Annotated in this window: 17 protein-coding genes; 10 read left to right on the plus strand and 7 right to left on the minus strand. The window is 71.6% G+C overall.

Annotated elements, in window-relative coordinates; translation table 11 throughout:
- Window positions 1-21: 21 nt before the first annotated feature.
- Window positions 22-858 (plus strand): Gmad2 immunoglobulin-like domain-containing protein, encoded by an 837-nt coding sequence (locus tag ACETWP_RS03220; protein WP_373970754.1) that lies wholly within the window; start codon window positions 22-24, stop codon window positions 856-858.
- A gap of 66 nt (window positions 859-924) precedes the next feature.
- A complete protein-coding gene (idi, locus tag ACETWP_RS03225; RefSeq protein ID WP_373970755.1) occupies window positions 925-1,536 on the plus strand; it encodes an isopentenyl-diphosphate Delta-isomerase in 612 nt (203 codons plus the stop codon).
- Between the two features lie 25 nt (window positions 1,537-1,561).
- Here the strand turns inward: idi and ACETWP_RS03230 are convergent, their stop codons facing one another.
- Window positions 1,562-2,176 (minus strand): flavin reductase family protein, encoded by a 615-nt coding sequence (locus ACETWP_RS03230; RefSeq protein ID WP_373970756.1) that lies wholly within the window; start codon window positions 2,174-2,176, stop codon window positions 1,562-1,564.
- Between the two features lie 80 nt (window positions 2,177-2,256).
- Here ACETWP_RS03230 and ACETWP_RS03235 point away from each other — a divergent pair, with 80 nt between their 5' ends.
- Window positions 2,257-3,045 (plus strand): NUDIX hydrolase, encoded by a 789-nt coding sequence (locus ACETWP_RS03235; protein WP_373970757.1) that lies wholly within the window; start codon window positions 2,257-2,259, stop codon window positions 3,043-3,045.
- 244 nt (window positions 3,046-3,289) lie between these two features.
- Window positions 3,290-4,957, plus strand: coding sequence for a ribonuclease J (locus ACETWP_RS03240; protein ID WP_373970758.1), 1,668 nt, complete (start codon window positions 3,290-3,292; stop codon window positions 4,955-4,957).
- Between the two features lie 270 nt (window positions 4,958-5,227).
- On the opposite strand, the gene ACETWP_RS03245 is transcribed toward ACETWP_RS03240, so the two are convergent.
- The 4 genes from ACETWP_RS03245 to ACETWP_RS03260 form a co-directional block, all read right to left on the minus strand.
- Entirely contained in the window at window positions 5,228-6,502 is a 1,275-nt protein-coding gene (locus ACETWP_RS03245) for an aminotransferase-like domain-containing protein (protein ID WP_373971015.1), read from the minus strand.
- A 106-nt stretch (window positions 6,503-6,608) separates the two neighbouring features.
- Entirely contained in the window at window positions 6,609-7,286 is a 678-nt protein-coding gene (locus ACETWP_RS03250) for a GerMN domain-containing protein (RefSeq protein WP_373970759.1), read from the minus strand.
- A gap of 165 nt (window positions 7,287-7,451) precedes the next feature.
- Window positions 7,452-7,877 (minus strand): helix-turn-helix domain-containing protein, encoded by a 426-nt coding sequence (locus ACETWP_RS03255; RefSeq protein WP_373970760.1) that lies wholly within the window; start codon window positions 7,875-7,877, stop codon window positions 7,452-7,454.
- Window positions 7,878-7,884: 7 nt separating this feature from the next.
- On the minus strand, window positions 7,885-9,426 hold the full coding sequence (locus ACETWP_RS03260; RefSeq protein ID WP_373970761.1) for a glycoside hydrolase family 1 protein: 1,542 nt from the start codon (window positions 9,424-9,426) through the stop codon (window positions 7,885-7,887).
- A gap of 286 nt (window positions 9,427-9,712) precedes the next feature.
- On the opposite strand from ACETWP_RS03260, the gene ACETWP_RS03265 reads away from it, so the two are divergent.
- The 4 genes from ACETWP_RS03265 (at window position 9,713) to ACETWP_RS03280 (ending at window position 16,389) form a co-directional block, all read left to right on the plus strand.
- Window positions 9,713-10,891 (plus strand): NAD(P)-dependent malic enzyme, encoded by a 1,179-nt coding sequence (locus ACETWP_RS03265; RefSeq protein ID WP_373970762.1) that lies wholly within the window; start codon window positions 9,713-9,715, stop codon window positions 10,889-10,891.
- Between the two features lie 227 nt (window positions 10,892-11,118).
- Window positions 11,119-13,293 (plus strand): choline BCCT transporter BetT, encoded by a 2,175-nt coding sequence (betT, locus tag ACETWP_RS03270; RefSeq protein ID WP_373970763.1) that lies wholly within the window; start codon window positions 11,119-11,121, stop codon window positions 13,291-13,293.
- The gene (locus ACETWP_RS03275) at window positions 13,290-14,798 is read left to right on the plus strand and encodes an aldehyde dehydrogenase family protein (RefSeq protein ID WP_373970764.1); all 1,509 of its coding nucleotides are present in this window, start codon (window positions 13,290-13,292) and stop codon (window positions 14,796-14,798) included. The genes betT and ACETWP_RS03275 overlap by 4 nt, the downstream gene beginning before the upstream one ends.
- Before the next feature lie 4 nt (window positions 14,799-14,802).
- A complete protein-coding gene (locus ACETWP_RS03280; RefSeq protein ID WP_373970765.1) occupies window positions 14,803-16,389 on the plus strand; it encodes a GMC family oxidoreductase in 1,587 nt (528 codons plus the stop codon).
- 45 nt (window positions 16,390-16,434) lie between these two features.
- Here the strand turns inward: ACETWP_RS03280 and ACETWP_RS03285 are convergent, their stop codons facing one another.
- Window positions 16,435-16,731, minus strand: a complete 297-nt coding sequence (locus ACETWP_RS03285) for a DUF503 domain-containing protein (RefSeq protein WP_373970766.1) — start codon at window positions 16,729-16,731, stop codon at window positions 16,435-16,437.
- A gap of 119 nt (window positions 16,732-16,850) precedes the next feature.
- Between ACETWP_RS03285 and ACETWP_RS03290 the strand changes: the two genes are divergently transcribed.
- Window positions 16,851-17,696, plus strand: a complete 846-nt coding sequence (locus tag ACETWP_RS03290; RefSeq protein ID WP_373970767.1) for an HpcH/HpaI aldolase/citrate lyase family protein — start codon at window positions 16,851-16,853, stop codon at window positions 17,694-17,696.
- Between the two features lie 239 nt (window positions 17,697-17,935).
- Window positions 17,936-19,240, plus strand: a complete 1,305-nt coding sequence (locus ACETWP_RS03295; protein WP_373970768.1) for a cation:proton antiporter — start codon at window positions 17,936-17,938, stop codon at window positions 19,238-19,240.
- Between the two features lie 171 nt (window positions 19,241-19,411).
- On the opposite strand, the gene ACETWP_RS03300 is transcribed toward ACETWP_RS03295, so the two are convergent.
- On the minus strand, window positions 19,412-19,615 hold the full coding sequence (locus ACETWP_RS03300) for a cold-shock protein (RefSeq protein WP_373970769.1): 204 nt from the start codon (window positions 19,613-19,615) through the stop codon (window positions 19,412-19,414).
- Window position 19,616: the final 1 nt, after the last annotated feature.

The following is a 19,616-nucleotide window of genomic DNA, read 5'->3' on the forward strand; positions in this document are numbered from 1 at the left end:
GACGGGTGGTAGCCTGCGCGCATGGAACGGGAAGCGGGCACCGCGTCGGGCAAGGGTCAACGGATCGCACTCGTCGTCCTGGGCGCGCTGCTGCTGGCGGCGGTCATCTGGATCGTCCTGCTGCTGAACGCGCCGCCCGCGGCCCCTCCGGGCGGCTCCCCGTCCGGCAGCGCCTCGCCCACCGGCTCGTCCTCGTCCACGAGCGCGTCCGCCTCACCGTCCTCCAGCGGCTCACCCTCGGGTTCGGAATCCCCCGATCCGTCCGCGACGGGCACGCCCGGAACCGGGGACCTGAACGAGGCGGAGGCGGCCAACGTCGTCTGGCCGGACCCGGCGGGAGGCGTCGCCTACACCGAGCCGCTCTCCGCCGCCACCGGCTTCGCGGAGGACCTCGTGGGTTTCACCGATCCGATCATCGGGGAGTTCATGCAGGGGGACAGCCGTTCCGGGGAATTCGAGGTCAAGGCCGCGGCGGACGGGCCGGTCACCACGGTGATGGTCAGGCAGATGAGCGACGGAAACTGGTACACGATCGGGGCGGCGACGTCCGAGATCGAGGTCTCGGTCCCGGAAGCCGCCGAGTCCATCGCATCCCCGGTCCTCGTGCAGGGCAGGGCCCGCGCCTTCGAGGGTGTCGTGCAGGTTGCCGTCCACGGCTGGGGGTCCGACGAGCCCCTCGGCGAGGGCAACGTCGTCGGCAGCGGCGGACCGGACCTCGGCCCGTTCACCGGCGAGATCGCCTTCGAGGACCCGGGCTCCGGCCGCGGCTCCCTGGTCTTCACCGTCGCCAGCGCCAAGGACGGCAGCGTCTGGGTCGCGGCCGCGCTGCCGGTCGGGTTCGGCTCCGACGACACCTGAGCCGGCCCGGGCGGCCGCCGGGAGGTCGGATAAAGTGGCCGGTACGGACTACTAAGGAGAGCCGGCATGACTGAACGGTTGAACGCGCCAGCCGCGGACGGAACCCCGAGCGGCGCCGGCGACGCGGAGGGGTCCGCGGTGGAGAGCGTGGTCCTGCTCGACGACGTGTTCCGCCCCGTGGGGACCGCGCCCAAGGCCACCGTCCACACGAAGGACACCCCGCTGCACCTGGCGTTCTCCTGCCACATCTTCGACGCCGAGGGTCGCGTTCTGGTGACCCGGCGCGCCCTGTCCAAGGCGACGTGGCCGGGGGTGTGGACCAACTCGGTCTGCGGACACCCGGGACCCGGGGAGGACATGGACGAGGCCGTGCGCCGTCGCGTCCGCCAGGAACTGGGCCTGGAGCTCGGGACCCTGGAGATGGTCCTCCCGGAATTCACGTACCGCGCCGTGGACGCCTCCGGCATCGTCGAGCACGAGTACTGCCCGGTCTACACGGCGCGCGCGGCGTCCGAGCCGCGGCCGCTGGACAGCGAGGTCGCCGAGTTCCAGTGGGCCCGCCCGGAGGACGTGCGCACCGCGGCCCTCGCGGCCCCGTGGGCGTTCAGTCCGTGGATGGTCTGGCAGATCGAGGAGTTCGACACCCACGGCGTCCCCTACCGGGGGCCCGGCGCCTGACAGGATCCACCGCCGGCGCACCGGATCAGCGCTTGCCGCTGTTCCAGTCGGCCAGCCGAATGCGGTCGACGCGCAGCACCTCGCCGAGCGTGGACCACCCGTTGCCGCCCAGGCGGGCCAGCGGGTCCAGCAGTTGGGGCTCCGGGTGTCCGTGCCCGTCCAGGACCGACGCGTCGACGGCCACGTGGGTGACCAGGCCGAGGACCAGGAAGGAGTTGCCGACCGGCACCACCTGGTGCAGCCGGCACTCCATCGCCGCGGGGGAGTCCGCGACGCGCGGCGGCGCCACCGTGAGGCTGGGCTCGGTGCGCACCGCCGCCTCGGTGAACTCGCTGGTGCCGTGGGGGAAGCCCGTGCCCGTCGCGTTGACCTGCTTGAGCAGTTTGGCCGGCGCCACATTGACCACGAACTCCCCCGTCGCCTCGATGTTGCGCAGGGTGTCCTTGCGGGTGACGGAGGTGAACTGCACGATCCCGGGGTCCGAGGACGCGACCGTGAAGAACGAATGTGGCGCCAGGTTCGCGACGCCGTCGCCGTCCATCGTGGACACCCAGGCGATCGGCCGCGGGACGATGAGCGACGTGAGCAGGCGGTAGGTGTCCCGCGGGTCCAGCGACCCGGCGTCGTAGTCGATGCGCATCCACCCATCACAGCACACCGGCGGCGGCCCACCCAGTGGGCGGCCCGGCCCGCGCCCCGGCGGCGTCCTACAGTAGTGGCATGGACACCCCAGCACGGCCCCCCGGAGAACTCCACGGCGACGCGGCGACCGTCGTCCTGCTGCGCGAGGGGAGGGCCGGGGTCGAGGCGCTGCTGCTCGAGCGGCCCGGCCACCGGGGCTCCTTCGCGGGCGCGTGGGTCTTCCCCGGAGGCCATGTGGATCCCGGGGACTATCGGGGCGAGACGGCCGGGCGGCGCGGGCGCGGCGCCGCCGCGTCGGAGGGAGAACCGGACGTCGAGGCGGCCGCGCGCCGGGCGGGGGTCCGGGAGACCGACGAGGAGACGGGCCTGCGTCCCGACGCCGGTGAACTGGTGCCGCTCTCGGTCTGGGTCCCGCCGGTCGAGGCGCCGAAGCGGCTGCGCACGTGGTTCTTCCTGGCGCGCTCCCCGGAGGGGGACATCGCCCTGAGCCCGGACGAGCACGTGGACCACCGGTGGATCGCCCCCGCCGAGGCCCTGGAACGGCACGGACGGGGCGGCATGAGCCTCGTCGTGCCGACGTGGGTGACCCTCCGGGGCCTGCTCGGCGCCCGCAGCGTCGGCCACGCCCTGGGGGAGGCCGCCTCCGGCGAGCGGGCCGTCTTCCACAGCCGCCGGATCGAGGAGCCCAGCGGCCGCGAGGTGATCGCCTGGGCGGGCGACGCGGCGTACGACGTCGGCCCCGGCGGTTCCCCCGGCGGTTCCCCCGGCGCGGCGGCGGCGCGGCACCGGCTGGACATCACCTCGCTGCCGTGGGTGTTCGAGCGGTCCGCCACGCCCCTCCTCCGGCAACATCCGGCGGACGATTAGAGGACTGTTCCGGCGGGGCGGTAGAATCGCCGGTAATGCTCTCTTGCGCGCGGCGCGTTCCACGCCGCCCTTCACTTTCGGTGCAATCCACCGGTGCCGCCGGCCCACCGCGGCCCGTCGGGTACGCAGTCGCGCCCGAGCCGATGCACCCCAACTACTCGAAACACCAGCGGATCCGGACGGCAGGGACCACCCTGCGGCCCGTCCCACCACCATCCACACCACTGCTGAGGAAAGCGAACACATGACGAAGTCACTCGCCGAACTGTCCACCCCACCCAAGCTCGCCCACGGCGCCATGCGCGTCGTCGCCCTCGGCGGACTCGGTGAAATCGGCCGCAACATGACCGTCTTCGAATTCGGGGGCAAGCTCCTGATCGTGGACTGCGGCGTGCTCTTCCCGGAAGAGGTGCACCCGGGCGTCGACGTCATCCTCCCCGACTTCACCGCGATCCGCGACCGCATCAACGACGTCGTCGGCGTCGTGCTGACGCACGGCCACGAGGACCACATCGGCGGCGTCCCATACCTGCTCCGCGAGCGCCGGGACATCCCGCTGATCGGTTCCAAGCTCACCCTGGCCTTCATCAAGGCCAAGCTCAAGGAGCACCGCATCACCCCGAAGACCATCGAGGTCAAGGAGGGCGACCGCACGACCATGGGGCCGTTCGACCTCGAGTTCGTCGCCGTCAACCACTCCATCCCCGACGGCCTGGCCGTGGCCATCCGCACCGGCGCCGGCATGGCGCTGCACACGGGCGACTTCAAGATGGACCAGTTCCCGCTGGACAACCGCATCACCGACCTCGCCGGCTTCGCGCGCCTCGGCGCCGAGGGCGTCGACCTGTTCCTCACGGACTCGACCAACGCCGACGTCCCGGGCTTCACGACCTCGGAGAAGGACCTGGCCCCCGCCATCGACGAGGTGTTCCGCAAGGCTCCGCGCCGCATCATCGTCTCCAGCTTCGCCAGCCACATCCACCGGATCCAGCAGATCCTGGACTCGGCGCAGGAGCACGGCCGCAAGGTGGCGTTCGTGGGACGCTCGATGGTGCGCAACATGACGACGGCGCGCGAGCTGGGCTACCTCAACGTGCCCAAGGGCCTGCTCGTCGACTTCAAGGCGCTCGAGAAGATGCCGGACAACAAGACGGTCTTCGTGTGCACCGGCTCGCAGGGCGAGCCGATGGCGGCGCTGGCCCGCATGGCCAACCGCGACCACGTCATCAACATCAACGACGGCGACACCGTGCTGCTCGCCAGCTCGCTGATCCCGGGCAACGAGACCGCGATCTACGGTCTCATCAACTCGCTGACGCAGCTTGGCGCGACCGTCGTGCACAAGGGCAACGCCAAGGTGCACGTGTCCGGCCACGCCAGCGCCGGCGAGCTGGTCTACTGCTACAACATCATCAAGCCGCGCAACGTCATGCCCGTCCACGGCGAGCACCGCCACCTGCGGGCCAACGCCGAGCTCGCGATCCGCACCGGCGTGGACCCGAAGTCGGTCCTCATCGCCGAGGACGGCGTCACGATCGACCTGCACAAGGGACAGGCCCGGATCTCCGGCCGCATCCCCGCCGGCTACGTGTACGTCGAGGACGGGGTCGTCGGCAAGGCCACGGAGGAGTCGCTGCAGGAGCGGATCCAGCTGGCCGAGGACGGCACGATCACCGTGCTGGCGATCATCGATCCGCGCACGAACAAGCTGGTGGAGGATCCCGAGTTCTTCCCGCGCGGCTTCGTCCACGAGCCGGCCGACTTCAAGCCGGCCGTCGCGGCGGTCGAGCGCGCGCTCGCCGGCGCGAAGAACCGCGACCCGGAGCAGGTCATCGCCGACGCCGTCACCGTGTGGATGAAGCGCACCTACCGCCGCAGCCCGGTCATCACCGCGATCGCCGTCGACGCCTAGGCGCCGAGCCGCCAGCCCCGGGGAACCGCGCCGCCCGGCGCGGTTCGCCCGGGCGGGCGGGCGCCCCGCACCGGGGCACACCAGCGAGGGCCTCCGGTACGGAAGCGGTTTTCACGCCGATCACGTCCACCCGGGGGCCCTCGCCTCCATTTTACCGCCGGATCCCGGGACGGGACCCGGTCTTTTTTCGACGGCTGGCCGCCGCGGCCGGGAGCGGCCGGCCGGCGATCGCCGGGCCGGCGCCCGGCCGGCTGCCGTCCGCCGGGCCGGCTACCGCGCGGCCGAGACCGCCCGCTCCAGGACCGGCGCCAGCCGGCGAACGCCCTCGCGGATCTTGTCCGTGGCGACGGCGCTGAACGCCAGCCGCAGCTTGTTGCTCGGCTCGTCGCCGGGGCTGAAGGCCGCGCCCGGGATGAAGACCACGCCGGCCTCGATCGCCGGCTGCAGCAGGGGATAGGTGTCGATGCCCTCCGGCAGGGTCACCCAGACGAAGAAGCCGCCGTCCGGCGTCGTCCATTCCACGCCCTCCGGCATGAAGTCCGCCAGGGACTCGAGCATCGCGGCGCAGCGCTCGGCGTACAGCGAGCGGTACGTGGCGATCTGCCCGCGCCAATCGTGTTCGTCGAGATAGGCGCTGATCAGCAGCTGGTTGAACGTCGGCGGGCAGAGCGTCACGGCCTCGCTGGCCAGGTAGAACCGGCGCAGGAGGTGCTCCGGGACCAGCGCCCAGCCGATCCGCAGTCCCGGGGCCAGGATCTTCGAGAAGGACCCCATGTAGAGGACGTCCTCCGGGTTCCCGGCGCGCAGGGTGGGGTGCGGGGTGCCATCGAACTTCAGCAGGCCGTACGGGTTGTCCTCGAGCACCAGGATGTTGGCGTCGCGGCAGATGTCCACGATCCGCTGGCGGCGCTCCGGCGCCAGCGAGATGCCCGACGGGTTGTTGAAGTTGGGGATCGTGTAGAGGAACTTGACGGACCGCCCGGCGGCCTGCAGCTCGGCGATCCGCGCCTCGAGTTCCTCCGGGACCAGCCCGTGCGCGTCCATGGCGACGGGCACGACGTCGATCTGGTGCGCCTCGAAGGTGTTCAGCGCCCCCACGTACGTCGGGTCCTCGCAGAGCACCACGTCGCCCGGATCGCAGAAGACCTTGCAAGCGACGTCCTGGGCCGACTGGGAACCCGTGGTGACCACGACGTTCTCGGGCCGCGCGTCCGTGATGCCCTCCTCGGCCATCACCTCGCAGATCTGGGCGCGGAGCTCCTCCGTGCCCTGGCCGCCGCCGTATTGCAGGGCCGCCAGTCCGTCCTCCGTGATGATCCGGTAGGCCATGCCGCCGATCTTCTCCAGCGGCAGCGACTGCAGGAACGGGTTGCCTCCCGCGAGCGAGACGAGCCCTGGACGCAGCGAGATCTCGAAGACGTCGCGGACGGCGGACTGCTTGATGTTGGCCGCGCGCTCCGAGTAGAGGCTCTCATGGCGGTGGGCCGCCGCGGCGCGCGCGAGCGCCAGCTCGGCCTCGTTGGTCGGGAGGGGCCGCTCGCCCACGGGGGACTCGTTGGTAGGTGTGCTCACCGACACATCCTAGCAACCCGGCGCCCGGATGTTGCTTGATAGGCAACGGCTGTTTTCATACGAATAGCGCCTCCCGGGGTCACTTCAGGCTCATGGCCTCCTCGATCGGTTCGCCGTCGATGAGGATCACCGCCTCGTTCGCGCCCGCCGCGGCCTTGGCCGTGTGCCGCAGCTGTTCCTGGATGCGCGGATCGTCGCAGACCCCGCCCGAGCGGGGTTCCCCGGTCAGCTCGACCGTCACCGTGTCCCCCTCCACGGACGAGGAGACGTAGTCGAGCGTGGACTGGTACAGCGAGTTCACCAGACCCGACTCGCCGTGCGTCCGGTCCCGGTCGGCGAGGAGCCGCGTGATCGCTGCCTCCACCTGGTGGGTGAACGTGACCGGCTCGGTCTGCGTCGCCACCAGGGAGTCGCCGCAGCCGATCTCGGGACCCGAGACGCCGGCGTCGCCGACCGCCACGTAGTACACGGTCAGCGCGGCGGTCGCGGGACTGCGCCGAGAGGAGCCCGACGGCGAGGCCGCGCCGGTCGTGCCGGACGGCATGGTCGAGGGCAGGGCGGCGGTCGTGGAACCGGACCGCGACCCCGTTCCGGGCGGTGCCGCGGGGGCGGATGCGGAGCCGGTGCCCCCGGAGGCGGCCGGTGCCGACGACGGCGCGGGCGCACCGCTGCCGCCCGGGGGCTGGCCCGCGCAGGCGGCGAGCGCCAGGGTCGCGACACACAGGAGGGGGGCCGATCGGAGGAGATGTGGGGTCATGTCGCGCTCCTGGGGTCGCTGGCGCCGCCTCCGCAGCGTCAGACCACACTGTAGGACGCGTCGGCTCCGCCGCATAGGCCGCGGATCCGCGGCGCACGCGTCTCCGCGGATCCGCGGAGACGCGCCTTCGCGGACCCACAGCGCGCGGGCGTCGGCCTCGCCGGCCTACGTCGCGGATTCGCTCGGGCTGGGCTCCGCGCCGGCGGCCTTCTCCGCGGCGCGCGCATCCAGCCAGGCCTGCACGTCCCGGGGTCGGACGCGGCGGTGGCTGCCGCGGTATTCGACGGGGATCGTCCCCGCGTCGGTCAGCCGGCGCATGTACGTGTTGGAGACCCCCGCGAGGCGGGCGGCCTGCGAGGTGTTGAGCAACCGCTCGCTGGTGCTCAGCGTCACCGCCTCGCCGCGCGCCAGGCGCGCGAGCAGGTCCGCGACCGCTCCGGCCGCCGCCTCCGGGAGACGGACCGCGGTGCCGTTCACGAACACGGTGGCGTCCGGGGACTCCCCGAGGGCGTCCGCCAGCCGCGCGGCGTCGTCCGGGGTGAGGGCCTCGTGGTGCGTGGTGTGGGTCAGCGCGGTGGTTTCCGAGGGCATGCCCCCATCATGCCGTGGCGGCGCCCGCCGCGGTGGATTTCGCCGGAGTCTCTTGCCGGCGCCGGTGCTGCAGGACCTTCCGCAGCCAGTGGTAGGAGGCCTTGGGGGTGCGGGCCATCGTCGCGCGGTCCACGTGCACCAGCCCGAACGTCTGCCGGTAGCCGGCCGCCCATTCCCAGTTGTCCATCAGCGTCCAGACGAAATAGCCGCGCAGGTCCACGCCCTCGGCGTGCCCGCCCGGCCCGACGGCGTCCAGCGCCGCGGTCAGGTGGTCGCCGAGGTACTCGGCCCTGCGGGTGTCGTGCACCTGGACCACGCCCGTCTCCGGGTCCGGCCCCGGGCTCTCGTCGAAGCTGGCGCCGCCCTCGGTGATGTAGACCGGGGGAAGGTCCGGGTAGCGGTCCCTCATGCGCGCCAGCATCACGCCCAGGTGGTCCGGGACGACCGGCCAGCCGTAGGCGGTGCGCCGGACATCGGGCCACTCCACGATGTGCAGCGGGCTGCGGCCGCCCTCCGCGTCGCCGCCCGAGGGCAGCACCAGCGAGGCGGGCAGCGGACCGTCGTCTCCGGAGCCCGCGGCGACCAGCGTGGGCATGTAGTAGTTCAGGCCGTAGAAGTCGAGCGGCTGGCTGATGGTCTCCAGGTCGCCGTCGCGGATCTTCAGGCCGGCCACGCGGGCGGCCGCGTGGACCGCCGTCGGATAGGTCCCCAGCAGCACGGGATCCGCGAAGAGGCGGTTCGTCGCGGTCTCGATGACCTCCGCGGCGGCGCGGTCCAGCACGCTGTCCGGATTGGCCGGCTCCGCGGGGGAGTGCACGTTGGACATCCCGATGGCCCCGCGCACCCCCTCGGCGCGCAGCGCCTGCACGGACAGCCCGTGCCCCAGGAGCAGGTGGTGGGCCGCGCGCAACGCGCCGACCCCCGCGTTCCGCGCCGGGGCGTGCAGCTCGCTGCCGTAGCCGTTGCCGGCCACCGTGGCCGGTTCGTTGATGGTGCACCACCAGCGCACGCGCTCGCCGTACTCCCGGCCCAGCACCGCCGCGTAGTCCGCGAAGCGCAGGGCCGTGTCCCGGGACATCCACCCGCCGTCGTCCTCGAGGTGCTGCGGCGTGTCCCAGTGGAAGGCGGTCAACATGGGGGCAAGGCCGTGCTGCTCCAGCTCATCCAGGAGCCGGTGGTAGAAGTCCAGCCCGCGCCGGTTCGGCCGGGATCCCCCGTCCGGAAAAATCCGCGGCCAGGCGACGGAGAAGCGGTACGCGTCCAAGCCCAGCTCCCCCATGAGCGCCACGTCCTGCGGCATGCGGCGGTAGTGGTCCACCGCGTCGTCGGCCGTGGACCGGTCCACGGTCACCGAACGGTCCCGCAGCCAGGTGTCCCACACGCTCGGTCCGCGCCCGTCCGCATGGACGGCGCCCTCCACCTGGTAGGAACTGGTCGCGGCGCCGACGACGAAGCCCGCCGGCAGCTTGTCCGCCAGCACGCGGGCGGAGATGCTGAGGTCAACGTGGTCGGGTCCCAGCTCGTCGGGGCCCACGGGATGCGGTGTCATGGACACATTGTGCGCCACGCAAACCCCCGGCGCACGCACGCCGGGCGGGCCGCGCGGCCCTTAAAGATCGGTCGGCTTCTTCTCAGGAGCCCGTGCATGGCCTACCGTGGGACGCAGGTCTAAAGAAAGTACTGACCACTGCGAACGAGCCGCGCGCCACCATCCCTGGCCGGCCCGCGCAGAGCGAGGCAGGAATGCCCGTCGCCCCACCATCGGCGGAGGCGATTCCCGCGGAACCCGCGCCAGGCCCGCCGTCAGACCAGAGACCCCCTCCCCAGGAGTACCCATGCCCACCGCCACCGCAGGACCCCAGCCCGCCACCGCCCCCATCACCGACCGCGAGATCTTCGCCGCCCACGAGGGCGGGAAGCTGTCCGTCGAGTCCACCATGCCGCTGGATTCCAAGCGCGCCCTCTCCATCGCGTACACGCCCGGCGTCGCCCAGGTGTCCCGGGCCATCGCGGCGGACCCGTCCCGCCACGCCACGCACACGTGGGCCTCGCGCCTCGTCGTCGTCGTCTCCGACGGCACCGCGGTGCTCGGGCTCGGCAACATCGGCGCCGCGGCCTCGTTGCCCGTGATGGAGGGCAAGTCGGCCCTGTTCAAGACCTTCGGCGGCCTGAACTCCATTCCGCTGGTGCTGGACACGACCAACGTCGACGAGATCGTCGAGACCCTCGTCCGGCTGCGTCCCAGCTTCGGCGCGGTCAACCTCGAGGACGTCGCGGCGCCGCGCTGCTTCGAGTTGGAGGAGCGGCTCATCGAGGCGCTGGACTGCCCGGTGATGCACGACGACCAGCACGGCACCGCCGTCGTCGTCCTGGCAGCGCTGACCAACGCCGCGAAGGTCACGAGCCGGACGCTGGCCGACCTGCGCGTCGTGGTCAGCGGTGCGGGCGCGGCGGGGATCGCGATCGCGGAGATCCTGGTCAACGCCGGGGCCGGCGACGTGCTGCTGGTCGACTCGAAGGGAACCATCCACCGCGAGCGCGACGACCTGAACGCCATCAAGGCCCGGTACGCGGCCAAGACCAACCGGGACAACGTCATCGGCGGCATCCGCCAGGCGCTCGAGGGCGCGGACGTGCTGGTGGGCGTCTCCTCCTCGAAGGTCGCCGAGGAGGACCTCGCGGGCATGAACGACGACGCGATCATCTTCGCGCTGTCCAACCCGGACCCGGAGGTCATGCCCGACGTCGCCGCCCGCCACGCCGCGGTCGTCGCGACCGGGCGCTCCGACTTCCCGAACCAGATCAACAACGTCCTGGCCTTCCCGGGCATCTTCCGCGGCGCGCTGGACGCCGGCGCCCGGCGCATCACCCCGGAGATGAAGATCGCCGCCGCGCGGGCGATCGCGGCGCTGGCCGAGGACAAGCTCAGCGCCGACTACATCGTCCCGTCGCCGCTGGACCCGCGCGTCGCGGACGCCGTGGCGCGCGCGGTCGGCGAGGCCTCGCGGCACTGACGCCCGGCGGCCCGGCGAATGCACGACGGCGGTGGCCGGCTTCGCGTGAGAGGCCGGCCACACACGGCCGTGGCGTTGGTCACGCCCTATGGTGTGGTATACGGCGATCGGGGCGCGGTGGGTACCGGCGCGGTGCTTTGTTAGCGTTGCCAACTGGTCCGCGGCCACCGGCGTGAAGGGGCGGACCCTCCGCTCTGTACGATTCCAGCCTCGATGCAAGGACGAACATGAACCCCGCCGACACCCAGACCGCGCCGCCCGGCACGCAGGAACGCTCGCGCGTCAACAAGACCGTCTTCTTCGGCTCCGCGACCGGCATCCTCGCCATCGCCCTGTGGGCCATCCTCGACCGCGGGTCCGCGGACGCCGTGATCGGCACCGTGGTGACCTGGGTCGGCTCCACCTTCGGCTGGTACTACTCGCTGATCGTGGTCCTGGTGCTCGCCTTCGTCATCGGCGTGGCCGTCAGCAAGGTCGGCAAGACCCGGCTGGGCCCGGACCACTCGCGGCCCGCGTTCAACCTGTTCACCTGGACCGCCATGCTGTTCGCCGCCGGCATCGGGATCGACCTGATGTTCTTTTCGGTCGCCGAGCCGGTCACGCAGTTCCTCGAGCCCCCGACGGGCGAGGGCGGCGACGTCGCCGCCGCGCGGCAGGCCATGGTCTGGACGCTGTTCCACTACGGGATCCTCGGCTGGGGCCTGTACGCCCTCATGGGCCTGGCCCTGGGCTACTTCGCCTACCGGCACAACCTCCCGCTGAGCATCCGCTCCGCGCTGTACCCGATTCTGGGCAAGCGCATCCACGGCCGGATCGGCGACACCGTCGACATCGCCGCGATGCTCGGCACCATCTTCGGCATCGCCACGAGCCTGGGCATCGGCGTCGCGCAGCTGAACTACGGGCTGAACTTCATGTTCGGCGTCCCGGAGACGACGGCCGTCCAGATCGCGCTGATCGCCGTGGCGGTGGCGATGGCCACGGTGTCCGTCGTCAGCGGCGTGGAGAAGGGCATCCGCCGGCTCTCCGAGCTGAACGTGGTGCTGGCCGTCGCGCTCATGCTCTTCGTCCTGCTGGCCGGGAAGACCACCTTCCTCTTCGACGCGATCATCCAGAACATCGGCGACACGCTCTCCCGGTTCCCCGGGATGGCGCTGGACACGTTCGCCTACGACCGACCGGACGCCTGGCTGAACTCCTGGACCCTGTTCTTCTGGGCGTGGTGGATCGCCTGGGCCCCGTTCGTCGGCCTCTTCCTCGCCCGCATCTCCCGCGGGCGCACCATCCGCGAGTTCGTCACGGGCGTCCTGGTGGTCCCGTTCGCGTTCATCCTGCTGTGGATCTCCATCTTCGGCAACAGCGCGCTGGACCTGGTCATGAACGGCAACGCCGCGTTCGGAGAGATGGCCATGAGCACCCCGGAGCGGGCGTTCTACGGGCTGCTCGAGCAGTACCCGGCGGCACCGCTCAGCGCCGCCGTGGCCACCTTCACCGGGCTGCTCTTCTACGTGACCAGCGCCGACTCCGGCGCCCTGGTGATGAGCAACTTCACCTCCCACCTCAAGGACGCCGACGCCGACGGCCCCAAGTGGCTGCGGATCTTCTGGGCCATGACCACCGGGCTGCTCACGTTGGCCATGCTGCTGGTCGGCGGCGTGCCGACCCTGCAGAGCGCGACCGTGATCATGGGCCTGCCGTTCTCCGTGGTCCTGCTGTTCATCATGCTGGGCCTCTACAAGGCCCTGCGGCTGGAGACGGCGCTCGCCGCCAGCTTCCGCGCCGGGCTGCCCGGGGTGCTCTCGTCCCGCGCCGACTCCGCCGCCCAGGATCCGCGCCGCGGCTGGCGGCACCGCCTGGCCCGCGCGATGAGCTACCCCGGCCGCCGCCAGGCGCAGCGCTTCGTCGAGGAGGTCGTGCGCCCCGCGCTGGAGGAGGTGCGCGAGGAGCTCGTGAAGCAGGGTGTCGACGCGCGCCTCGAGGAGGGGGTCGTGGAGCCCGTGGGCATCGACACGGTGGACCTCTACGTCGAGCTCGGCGAGGAGCGGGTGTTCAAGTACCAGGTCTACCCCGTCCAGCACGACGTCCCGTCCTACGCCAAGTCCTCCGGAACGGGCGAGAAGTACTACCGCCTGGAGGTCTTCTCGCTCGAGGGAAGCCACGGCTACGACCTCTCCGGGTATTCCCGCGAACAGGTCATCGCCGACGTGCTGGACCACTACGAGGTCCACCTCGAGTTCCTGCACCAGAACCGGGAGAAGCTGGCTTCCAGCACGGTCGCCGAGAGCGTCGTCCCCAAGGCGGAGTGGGAGTCCGACTACGAGACCGTCGGCGAGGAGACCCTCGCCCCGGCCGGCTCCCCCGCCAGCACCGCACCGATCACCGCCGAGAAGGAGACACCATGACCACCGCACCGGCCACCGCCGCCGCCACGTCCCTGTACATCGACGGGGCCTGGGTCGCCGCCCGCTCCGGAGACACCCGGGAGATCGTCTGTCCGGCCGACGGCGCCGTCGTCGCCACGGTCTCGGAGGCCGGCCGCGAGGACACCGAGCGTGCCATCGCCGCCGCTCGCGCCGCGTTCGACTCCGGGGTGTGGCCCTCGGTGCCGGCGCCGCGCCGCGGGGACCTCCTGCTCCGCACGGCGGCGCGGCTGCGCGAGCGCCGCGAGGAGTTCGCGCGCGCCGAGTCGCTGGACACCGGCAAGCGCATCGTGGAGAGCCGGATCGACATGGACGACATCGCGGCGTGCTTCGAGTACTTCGGCCGCCTGGCCGGCCAGGAGGCCGGACGCGTGGTCGACGCCGGTGACAACGCCGTCGTCAGCCGCGTCGTCCACGAGCCCGTCGGCGTGTGCGGCATGATCACTCCGTGGAACTACCCGCTGCTGCAGGCGGCGTGGAAGATGGCCCCCGCGCTCGCCGCGGGCTGCACGTTCGTGCTCAAGCCTTCCGAGCTGACGCCCTCGACCGCGATGCTCATGATGGACGTCTTCGAGGAGCTCGGCCTTCCGGCCGGGGTCGCGAACCTGGTCACGGGCGCCGGAGCCGCGGCCGGCGCGCCGCTGTCCGAGCACCCGGACGTGGACATGGTCTCCTTCACCGGCGGCCTCGAGACCGGCAAGCGGATCGCCGCCGCCGCCTCCGCGACCGTGAAGAAGGTCGCGCTCGAGCTCGGCGGCAAGAACCCCAACGTGGTGTTCGCCGACGCCGACTTCGACGCCGCCGTCGACAACGCGCTCAACGCGGCCTTCGTGCACTCCGGCCAGGTCTGCTCCGCCGGCGCCCGGCTGATCGTGGAGCGGTCCATCGCCGAGCGCTTCGTGGACGAGCTGGTCCGCCGCGCCGAGGGCATCCGCCTGGGCGGCCCCTTCGACGACGGCGCCGAGACCGGGCCGCTGATCTCCGCCGCGCACCGGGAGAAGGTCGACGCGTACGTGCGCGCCGGCGTCGCCGAGGGAGCGCGGCTGCGCTGCGGCGGGCGGTCCGGCGACGGTGACCTGGAGGCCGGGCAGTACTACCTGCCGACCGTCCTGGACCGTGTGGAGCGCGGCATGAGCGTGGTCGTCGACGAGGCGTTCGGGCCCGTCGTCACCGTCGAGACGTTCGGGGACGAGGACGAGGCGGTGGCCACCGCCAACGACACCCACTACGGGCTCGCCGGAGCGGTCTGGACCCAGGACGCGGGCCGGGCCCAGCGCGTGGCCGGCAGGCTGCGCCACGGCACGATCTGGATCAACGACTTCCACCCGTACCTCCCGCAGGCCGAGTGGGGCGGCTTCGGCCAGTCCGGCGTCGGGCGCGAGCTCGGGCCCAGCGGCCTCGCCGAATACCAGGAGGCCAAGCACATCTACCAGAACACCGCGCCGCAGGTCACCGGGTGGTTTGCGGACCACGGAAAGGGAAAGTGACGCCATGACGCAGAACGCAGCGCCGACCGAGCGCGACTTCGACTACCTCGTCGTCGGGGGCGGCTCCGCGGGGGCCGCCGTGGCGGCCCGGCTCAGCGAGGACCCGGCCGTGACCGTGGGCCTCGTCGAGGCCGGCCCGGACGACCGCGACCTGCCGGAGATCCTGCAGCTGAACCGCTGGATGGAGCTCCTGGAGTCCGGCTACGACTGGGACTACCCGATCGAGCCGCAGGAGAACGGCAACTCGTTCATGCGCCACGCGCGCGCCAAGGTCATGGGCGGGTGCTCCAGCCACAACTCCTGCATCGCCTTCTGGGCCCCGCGCGAGGACCTGGACGAGTGGGAGTCCGTCCACGGGGCGGCCGGCTGGAACGCCGACGCCGTCTACCCGCTGTTCCGGCGGCTCGAGACCAACGAGGACGCCGGCCCGGACGCGCCCCACCACGGCGACTCCGGTCCCGTACACCTGATGAACATCCCCCCGGCGGATCCGTCCGGCGTGGCCATGCTGGACGCCTGCGAGCAGGCCGGCATCCCGCGCGCGCGGTTCAACGACGGCAGCACGGTGGTCAACGGCGCGAACTTCTTCCAGATCAACCGCCGCGCCGACGGCACCCGGGCCTCCAGCTCCGTGTCCTACATCCACCCCATCATGGACCGGCCGAACTTCACCCTGCTCACCGGGCTGCGCGCCCGCGAGCTGAACTTCGACGACGACCGGCGCTGCACTGGGGTCGACGTGGTGGACTCCTCGTTCGGCCACACGCACACGTTGACCGCGCGCCGCGAGGTGGTCCTGTCCGCGGGGGCGATCGACTCGCCGAAGCTGCTCATGCTCTCGGGCATCGGTCCCGCCGGGCATCTCGCCGAGCACGGCATCGACGTGCTGGTCGACTCGCCGGGCGTTGGCGAGAACCTGCAGGACCACCCCGAGGGCGTCATCCAGTGGGAGGCGAAGAAGCCCATGGCGGAGCAGTCCACCCAGTGGTGGGAGATCGGCGTCTTCGCACCCACGCGGGAGGGGCTGGACCGCCCGGACCTGATGATGCACTACGGCACGGTGCCGTTCGACATGCACACCCTCCGCCAGGGCTACCCGACCACGGAGAACGGCTTCTGCCTGACGCCCAACGTCACGCACGCGCGGTCCCGCGGCACGGTCCGGCTGCGCAGCCGCGACTACCGGGACAAGCCGAGGGTGGACCCGCGCTACTTCACGGACCCCGAGGGCCACGACATGCGCGTCATGGTCGCCGGGATCCGCAAGGCCCGCGAGATCGTCGCGCAGCCGGCGATGGCCGAGTGGGCGGGCCGGGAGCTGTACCCGGGGTCGGACGTGCGGACCGACGAAGAGATCCGCGACTACATCCGCAAGACGCACAACACCGTCTACCACCCGGCTGGCACGGTGAAGATGGGCGCGGCCACGGACGCGGACGCCCCGCTGGACCCCGAGCTGCGCGTCAAGGGCGTCACCGGCCTGCGCGTCGCCGATGCCTCCGTGATGCCGGAGCTGGTGACCGTGAACCCCAACATCACCACCATGATGATCGGCGAGCGGTGCGCGGACCTGATCCGCGGGGGAGCCTGACCCGTCCGCCCGTCCGCCCGTCCGCCCGTCCGCCAGGCGCCGCGCCTATTCGTCCTCGGAGGAGTAGACGCGGCGCCGGGCCGCCACGAGCTCGACCTCCGGGCGGTAGGCGACCAGGCGCTCGACGGCGTCGAGCACCTCCACCACGTGGGCGCGGTCGGCGGCCACGAGGCCCGCCGCGAGACCGGCCCGGCGGTGGAGGTCGTGGTGCCCCGTCTCGGCGGCGGAGACGTCGAAGCGTCGGCGCACCTCGGCGAGGATCGGGCGCACCGCCGCGCGCTTCTCCTTCAGCGAATGCACGTCGCCGAGCAGGACATCGAACTCGATCCATCCGAACCACATGCGCCCATCATGCCCCTCCGTGTGCCGTTCGGCACGCGGTGAGTGTTAATTCGCAGGTCAGACCGGGATTTCAGGTCCCGTGGTGGAACGCCTCGGGACGGAGTGAGTAGGCTGGAGGCATGGCCCTTCGCAACCGACGCGCGGCATCTCTGCCCGCGAAACTGTCCCGCTCCTGGCTTCTGGTGAACGCCGCCAAACCGGAGACGTACGCGGCGGCGCTGGCCTCGGAGGCGGACTCGGTCATCTTCGACATGGAGGCCGCGGTCCCGGACGGCGCGAAGGCGGCGGCGCGGGACGCCGTCGTCGAGGCGCTCAACTCCGGAATGACCGCCTGGGTGCGCGTCAACGGGATCGAGACGGAGTTCTGGGCCGAGGACCTCGCCGCGCTGTCGCGGACCAAGGGGCTGCGCGGGGTCATGCTGGCCATGACGGAGAAGCCGGAGCAGGTGACCTACACGGCCATGCGACTCCAGGCCGGCACTCCGGTACTGGCGCTCATCGAGTCCGCGGTCGGCATCGAGAACGCCACCGCCATCGCCTCCGCGCCGGGCACCTTCCGCCTGGCGTTCGGCACCAACGACTTCCGCAAGGACACCGGAGTCTCCGAGGACCCGCTCGCGCTGGCCTACGCCCGCGGCAAGCTGGTGGTGGCCTCGCGCGTGGGCAAGCTGCCCGGGGCCATCGACGGTCCCGCGGCGCCCGCGGCGGCCCCCGACGAGGTGCACGCCGCGTGCCAGACGACGGCGTCGATGGGCATGACCGGCAAGCTGTGCCTGTCCGTCGCGCAGGTCGAGGACGTCAACCGCGGGCTCTCGCCGAGCACCGACGAGCTCAGCTGGGCGCACGAGATGCTGGAGGCGCACGCCGCCGGCGCGTCCATCGGCGACGGCTCCTACCTGCCGCGACTGGCCCGCGCGCAGAAGATCGCGGACCTCGCGGACTCCTACGGGCTCTGGAACGCCTAAACGCCTCAACGCCTGTAAAACCTCCACTCCTGGAACGCCTCCGCGCTTGGAAGCCTCGGCTCCTCCGCGCCTTGAAGGCTGAACGTCTCGGCAGCAGAACCCCGCGCCCCGGCCGGTGAATCCGGGCGGTAACCGTCCGGCGAATTCGGACGGGGGCTTGCGGAGACGCCCCCGCTGGGCGCACAGTACAGCGAGGCAGCCGGCATCCGCGGGCTGTCGTTCGGCGACGGAAGGCCCCGATGTTCGAAGCCCCCAGCATCGTCTACGCCGCGGCGGGGGCGGCGGTCTTCGCGGCCGCCATGCTGCCCCGGCTCCTGCGCAAGGCCCCGATCTCGATGCCGATGGTCTTCCTGGGCGCCGGCGCTCTCGCGTTCGCCTTGTTGCCGGGCCTCCCGGACCCCGATCCCGTGGAGTACAACGAGTTCACCACGCACCTCACCGAGGTGTGTGTCATCATCTCCCTTATGGGTGCCGGTCTGGCGCTCGACCGGCGCGTCGGCTGGCGCCGCTGGTCCACCACGTGGCGGATGCTCGGCATCGCCATGCCCGTGTGCATCCTGGGTCTGACGCTGCTGGGGTATTGGTTCCTGGGGCTGGGGCTGGCCTCCGCGCTGCTCGTCGCCGCCGCGCTGGCCCCCACCGATCCGGTGCTGGCCTCGGAGGTGCAGGTCGGCGAGCCGGCCGACCGGGAAGAGGAGGCGGAGCGCGAGGACGAGGTCCGGTTCGGACTGACCTCCGAGGCCGGTTTGAACGACGGGCTGGCCTTCCCCTTCGTCTACCTGGCCATCCTCATCAGCACCGTCGGTGCCTCGCCCGCCGCGTGGTTCCCCGAGTGGTTCGCGGTCGACGTCCTGTGGCGGATCGGCGTCGGCCTGCTCGCGGGCTTCGGGATCGGCAGGCTCCTGGCCGCCGTGTTCTTCTCGCCCCGGTTCAAGGACATCCGGCTGGCGGAGCACTCCGAGGGGTTCGTGGCGCTCGCCGCCACCTTCCTGGCCTACGGGGTGACCGAGATGATCGAGGGCTACGGCTTCGTGGCCGTGTTCGTCTGCGCCGTGACGATCCGCTCCGCCGAGCACACGCACGGCTACCACAGGGTGTTGCACAGCTACGTGGAGCAGCTGGAGCGGCTCATGACGGTGATCATCCTGGTGCTGCTCGGGGGAGCGATCGCGCGCGGCCTGCTGGAAGGCATCGGCTGGCCGGAGCTCCTCGTGGCGCTCGCCTTCGTGCTCCTGATCAGGCCCTTCGCCGGCTGGGTCGCACTGATGGGCGGCAAGACGGGGCCGCGCGAGCGTATCGCGATCTCCTTCTTCGGCATCCGGGGCATCGGCTCGCTCTACTACCTGTCCTACGCCCTGGCCCAGGGGGAGTTCGGGGCGAAGACGACCGAGCTCTGGGCAATTGTCGGACTGGTCGTGGCCGTCTCGATCGTGCTGCACGGCGCGACGACCGCGCCGGTCATGAACCGGTTGGACCGGCTCCGCGAACGCCGAGCGGTGGAGCATTTCGGCGACGAGGGCCAGGCGCCGAAGACGGCCGTCTAGCGGCGGCCGGGCGCCGAAAAGCCCCCGGGGCGCGAGGCCTCGGGGGCTTTCCGGTGCTGTGTCCGCCGCCCACGGGTGGGAGGCGGACGACCAGCATTCACGATGGCGCGGCGGTATTCCTTCAGAAACTGGCGGGGATACCGCCCGGGGCTTCAGGGACGCGCACGGTGGTTAGAGCGGTCGGATGTTCTCCGCCTGCAGACCCTTCGGGCCCTGCACGACTTCGTATTCGACCTTCTGGTTCTCGTCCAGGGACCTGTAGCCGCTACTCGCGATTGCGGAGAAGTGGGCGAAGACGTCCGCTGATCCATCGTCCGGTTCAATGAAGCCGAATCCCTTTTCGGCGTTGAACCACTTGACGGTACCTGTTGCCATG

Origin of the sequence: Arthrobacter halodurans (genome assembly GCF_041877255.1) — a bacterium.
In the GTDB taxonomy this organism is placed as follows: Bacteria; Actinomycetota; Actinomycetes; order Actinomycetales; family Micrococcaceae; genus Arthrobacter_N; species Arthrobacter_N halodurans.

What these genes read in the sequence shown, in the direction of transcription:
- ACETWP_RS03220 (WP_373970754.1), top strand. Translation starts at nt 22, where the DNA reads ATGGAACGGGAAGCGGGCACCGCGTCGGGCAAGGGTCAACGGATCGCA.
- idi (WP_373970755.1), top strand. Translation starts at nt 925, where the DNA reads ATGACTGAACGGTTGAACGCGCCAGCCGCGGACGGAACCCCGAGCGGC.
- ACETWP_RS03230 (WP_373970756.1), bottom strand. Translation starts at nt 2,176, where the DNA reads ATGCGCATCGACTACGACGCCGGGTCGCTGGACCCGCGGGACACCTAC.
- ACETWP_RS03235 (WP_373970757.1), top strand. Translation starts at nt 2,257, where the DNA reads ATGGACACCCCAGCACGGCCCCCCGGAGAACTCCACGGCGACGCGGCG.
- ACETWP_RS03240 (WP_373970758.1), top strand. Translation starts at nt 3,290, where the DNA reads ATGACGAAGTCACTCGCCGAACTGTCCACCCCACCCAAGCTCGCCCAC.
- ACETWP_RS03250 (WP_373970759.1), bottom strand. Translation starts at nt 7,286, where the DNA reads ATGACCCCACATCTCCTCCGATCGGCCCCCCTCCTGTGTGTCGCGACC.
- ACETWP_RS03255 (WP_373970760.1), bottom strand. Translation starts at nt 7,877, where the DNA reads ATGCCCTCGGAAACCACCGCGCTGACCCACACCACGCACCACGAGGCC.
- ACETWP_RS03260 (WP_373970761.1), bottom strand. Translation starts at nt 9,426, where the DNA reads ATGACACCGCATCCCGTGGGCCCCGACGAGCTGGGACCCGACCACGTT.
- ACETWP_RS03265 (WP_373970762.1), top strand. Translation starts at nt 9,713, where the DNA reads ATGCCCACCGCCACCGCAGGACCCCAGCCCGCCACCGCCCCCATCACC.
- betT (WP_373970763.1), top strand. Translation starts at nt 11,119, where the DNA reads ATGAACCCCGCCGACACCCAGACCGCGCCGCCCGGCACGCAGGAACGC.
- ACETWP_RS03275 (WP_373970764.1), top strand. Translation starts at nt 13,290, where the DNA reads ATGACCACCGCACCGGCCACCGCCGCCGCCACGTCCCTGTACATCGAC.
- ACETWP_RS03280 (WP_373970765.1), top strand. Translation starts at nt 14,803, where the DNA reads ATGACGCAGAACGCAGCGCCGACCGAGCGCGACTTCGACTACCTCGTC.
- ACETWP_RS03285 (WP_373970766.1), bottom strand. Translation starts at nt 16,731, where the DNA reads ATGTGGTTCGGATGGATCGAGTTCGATGTCCTGCTCGGCGACGTGCAT.
- ACETWP_RS03290 (WP_373970767.1), top strand. Translation starts at nt 16,851, where the DNA reads ATGGCCCTTCGCAACCGACGCGCGGCATCTCTGCCCGCGAAACTGTCC.
- ACETWP_RS03295 (WP_373970768.1), top strand. Translation starts at nt 17,936, where the DNA reads ATGTTCGAAGCCCCCAGCATCGTCTACGCCGCGGCGGGGGCGGCGGTC.
- ACETWP_RS03300 (WP_373970769.1), bottom strand. Translation starts at nt 19,615, where the DNA reads ATGGCAACAGGTACCGTCAAGTGGTTCAACGCCGAAAAGGGATTCGGC.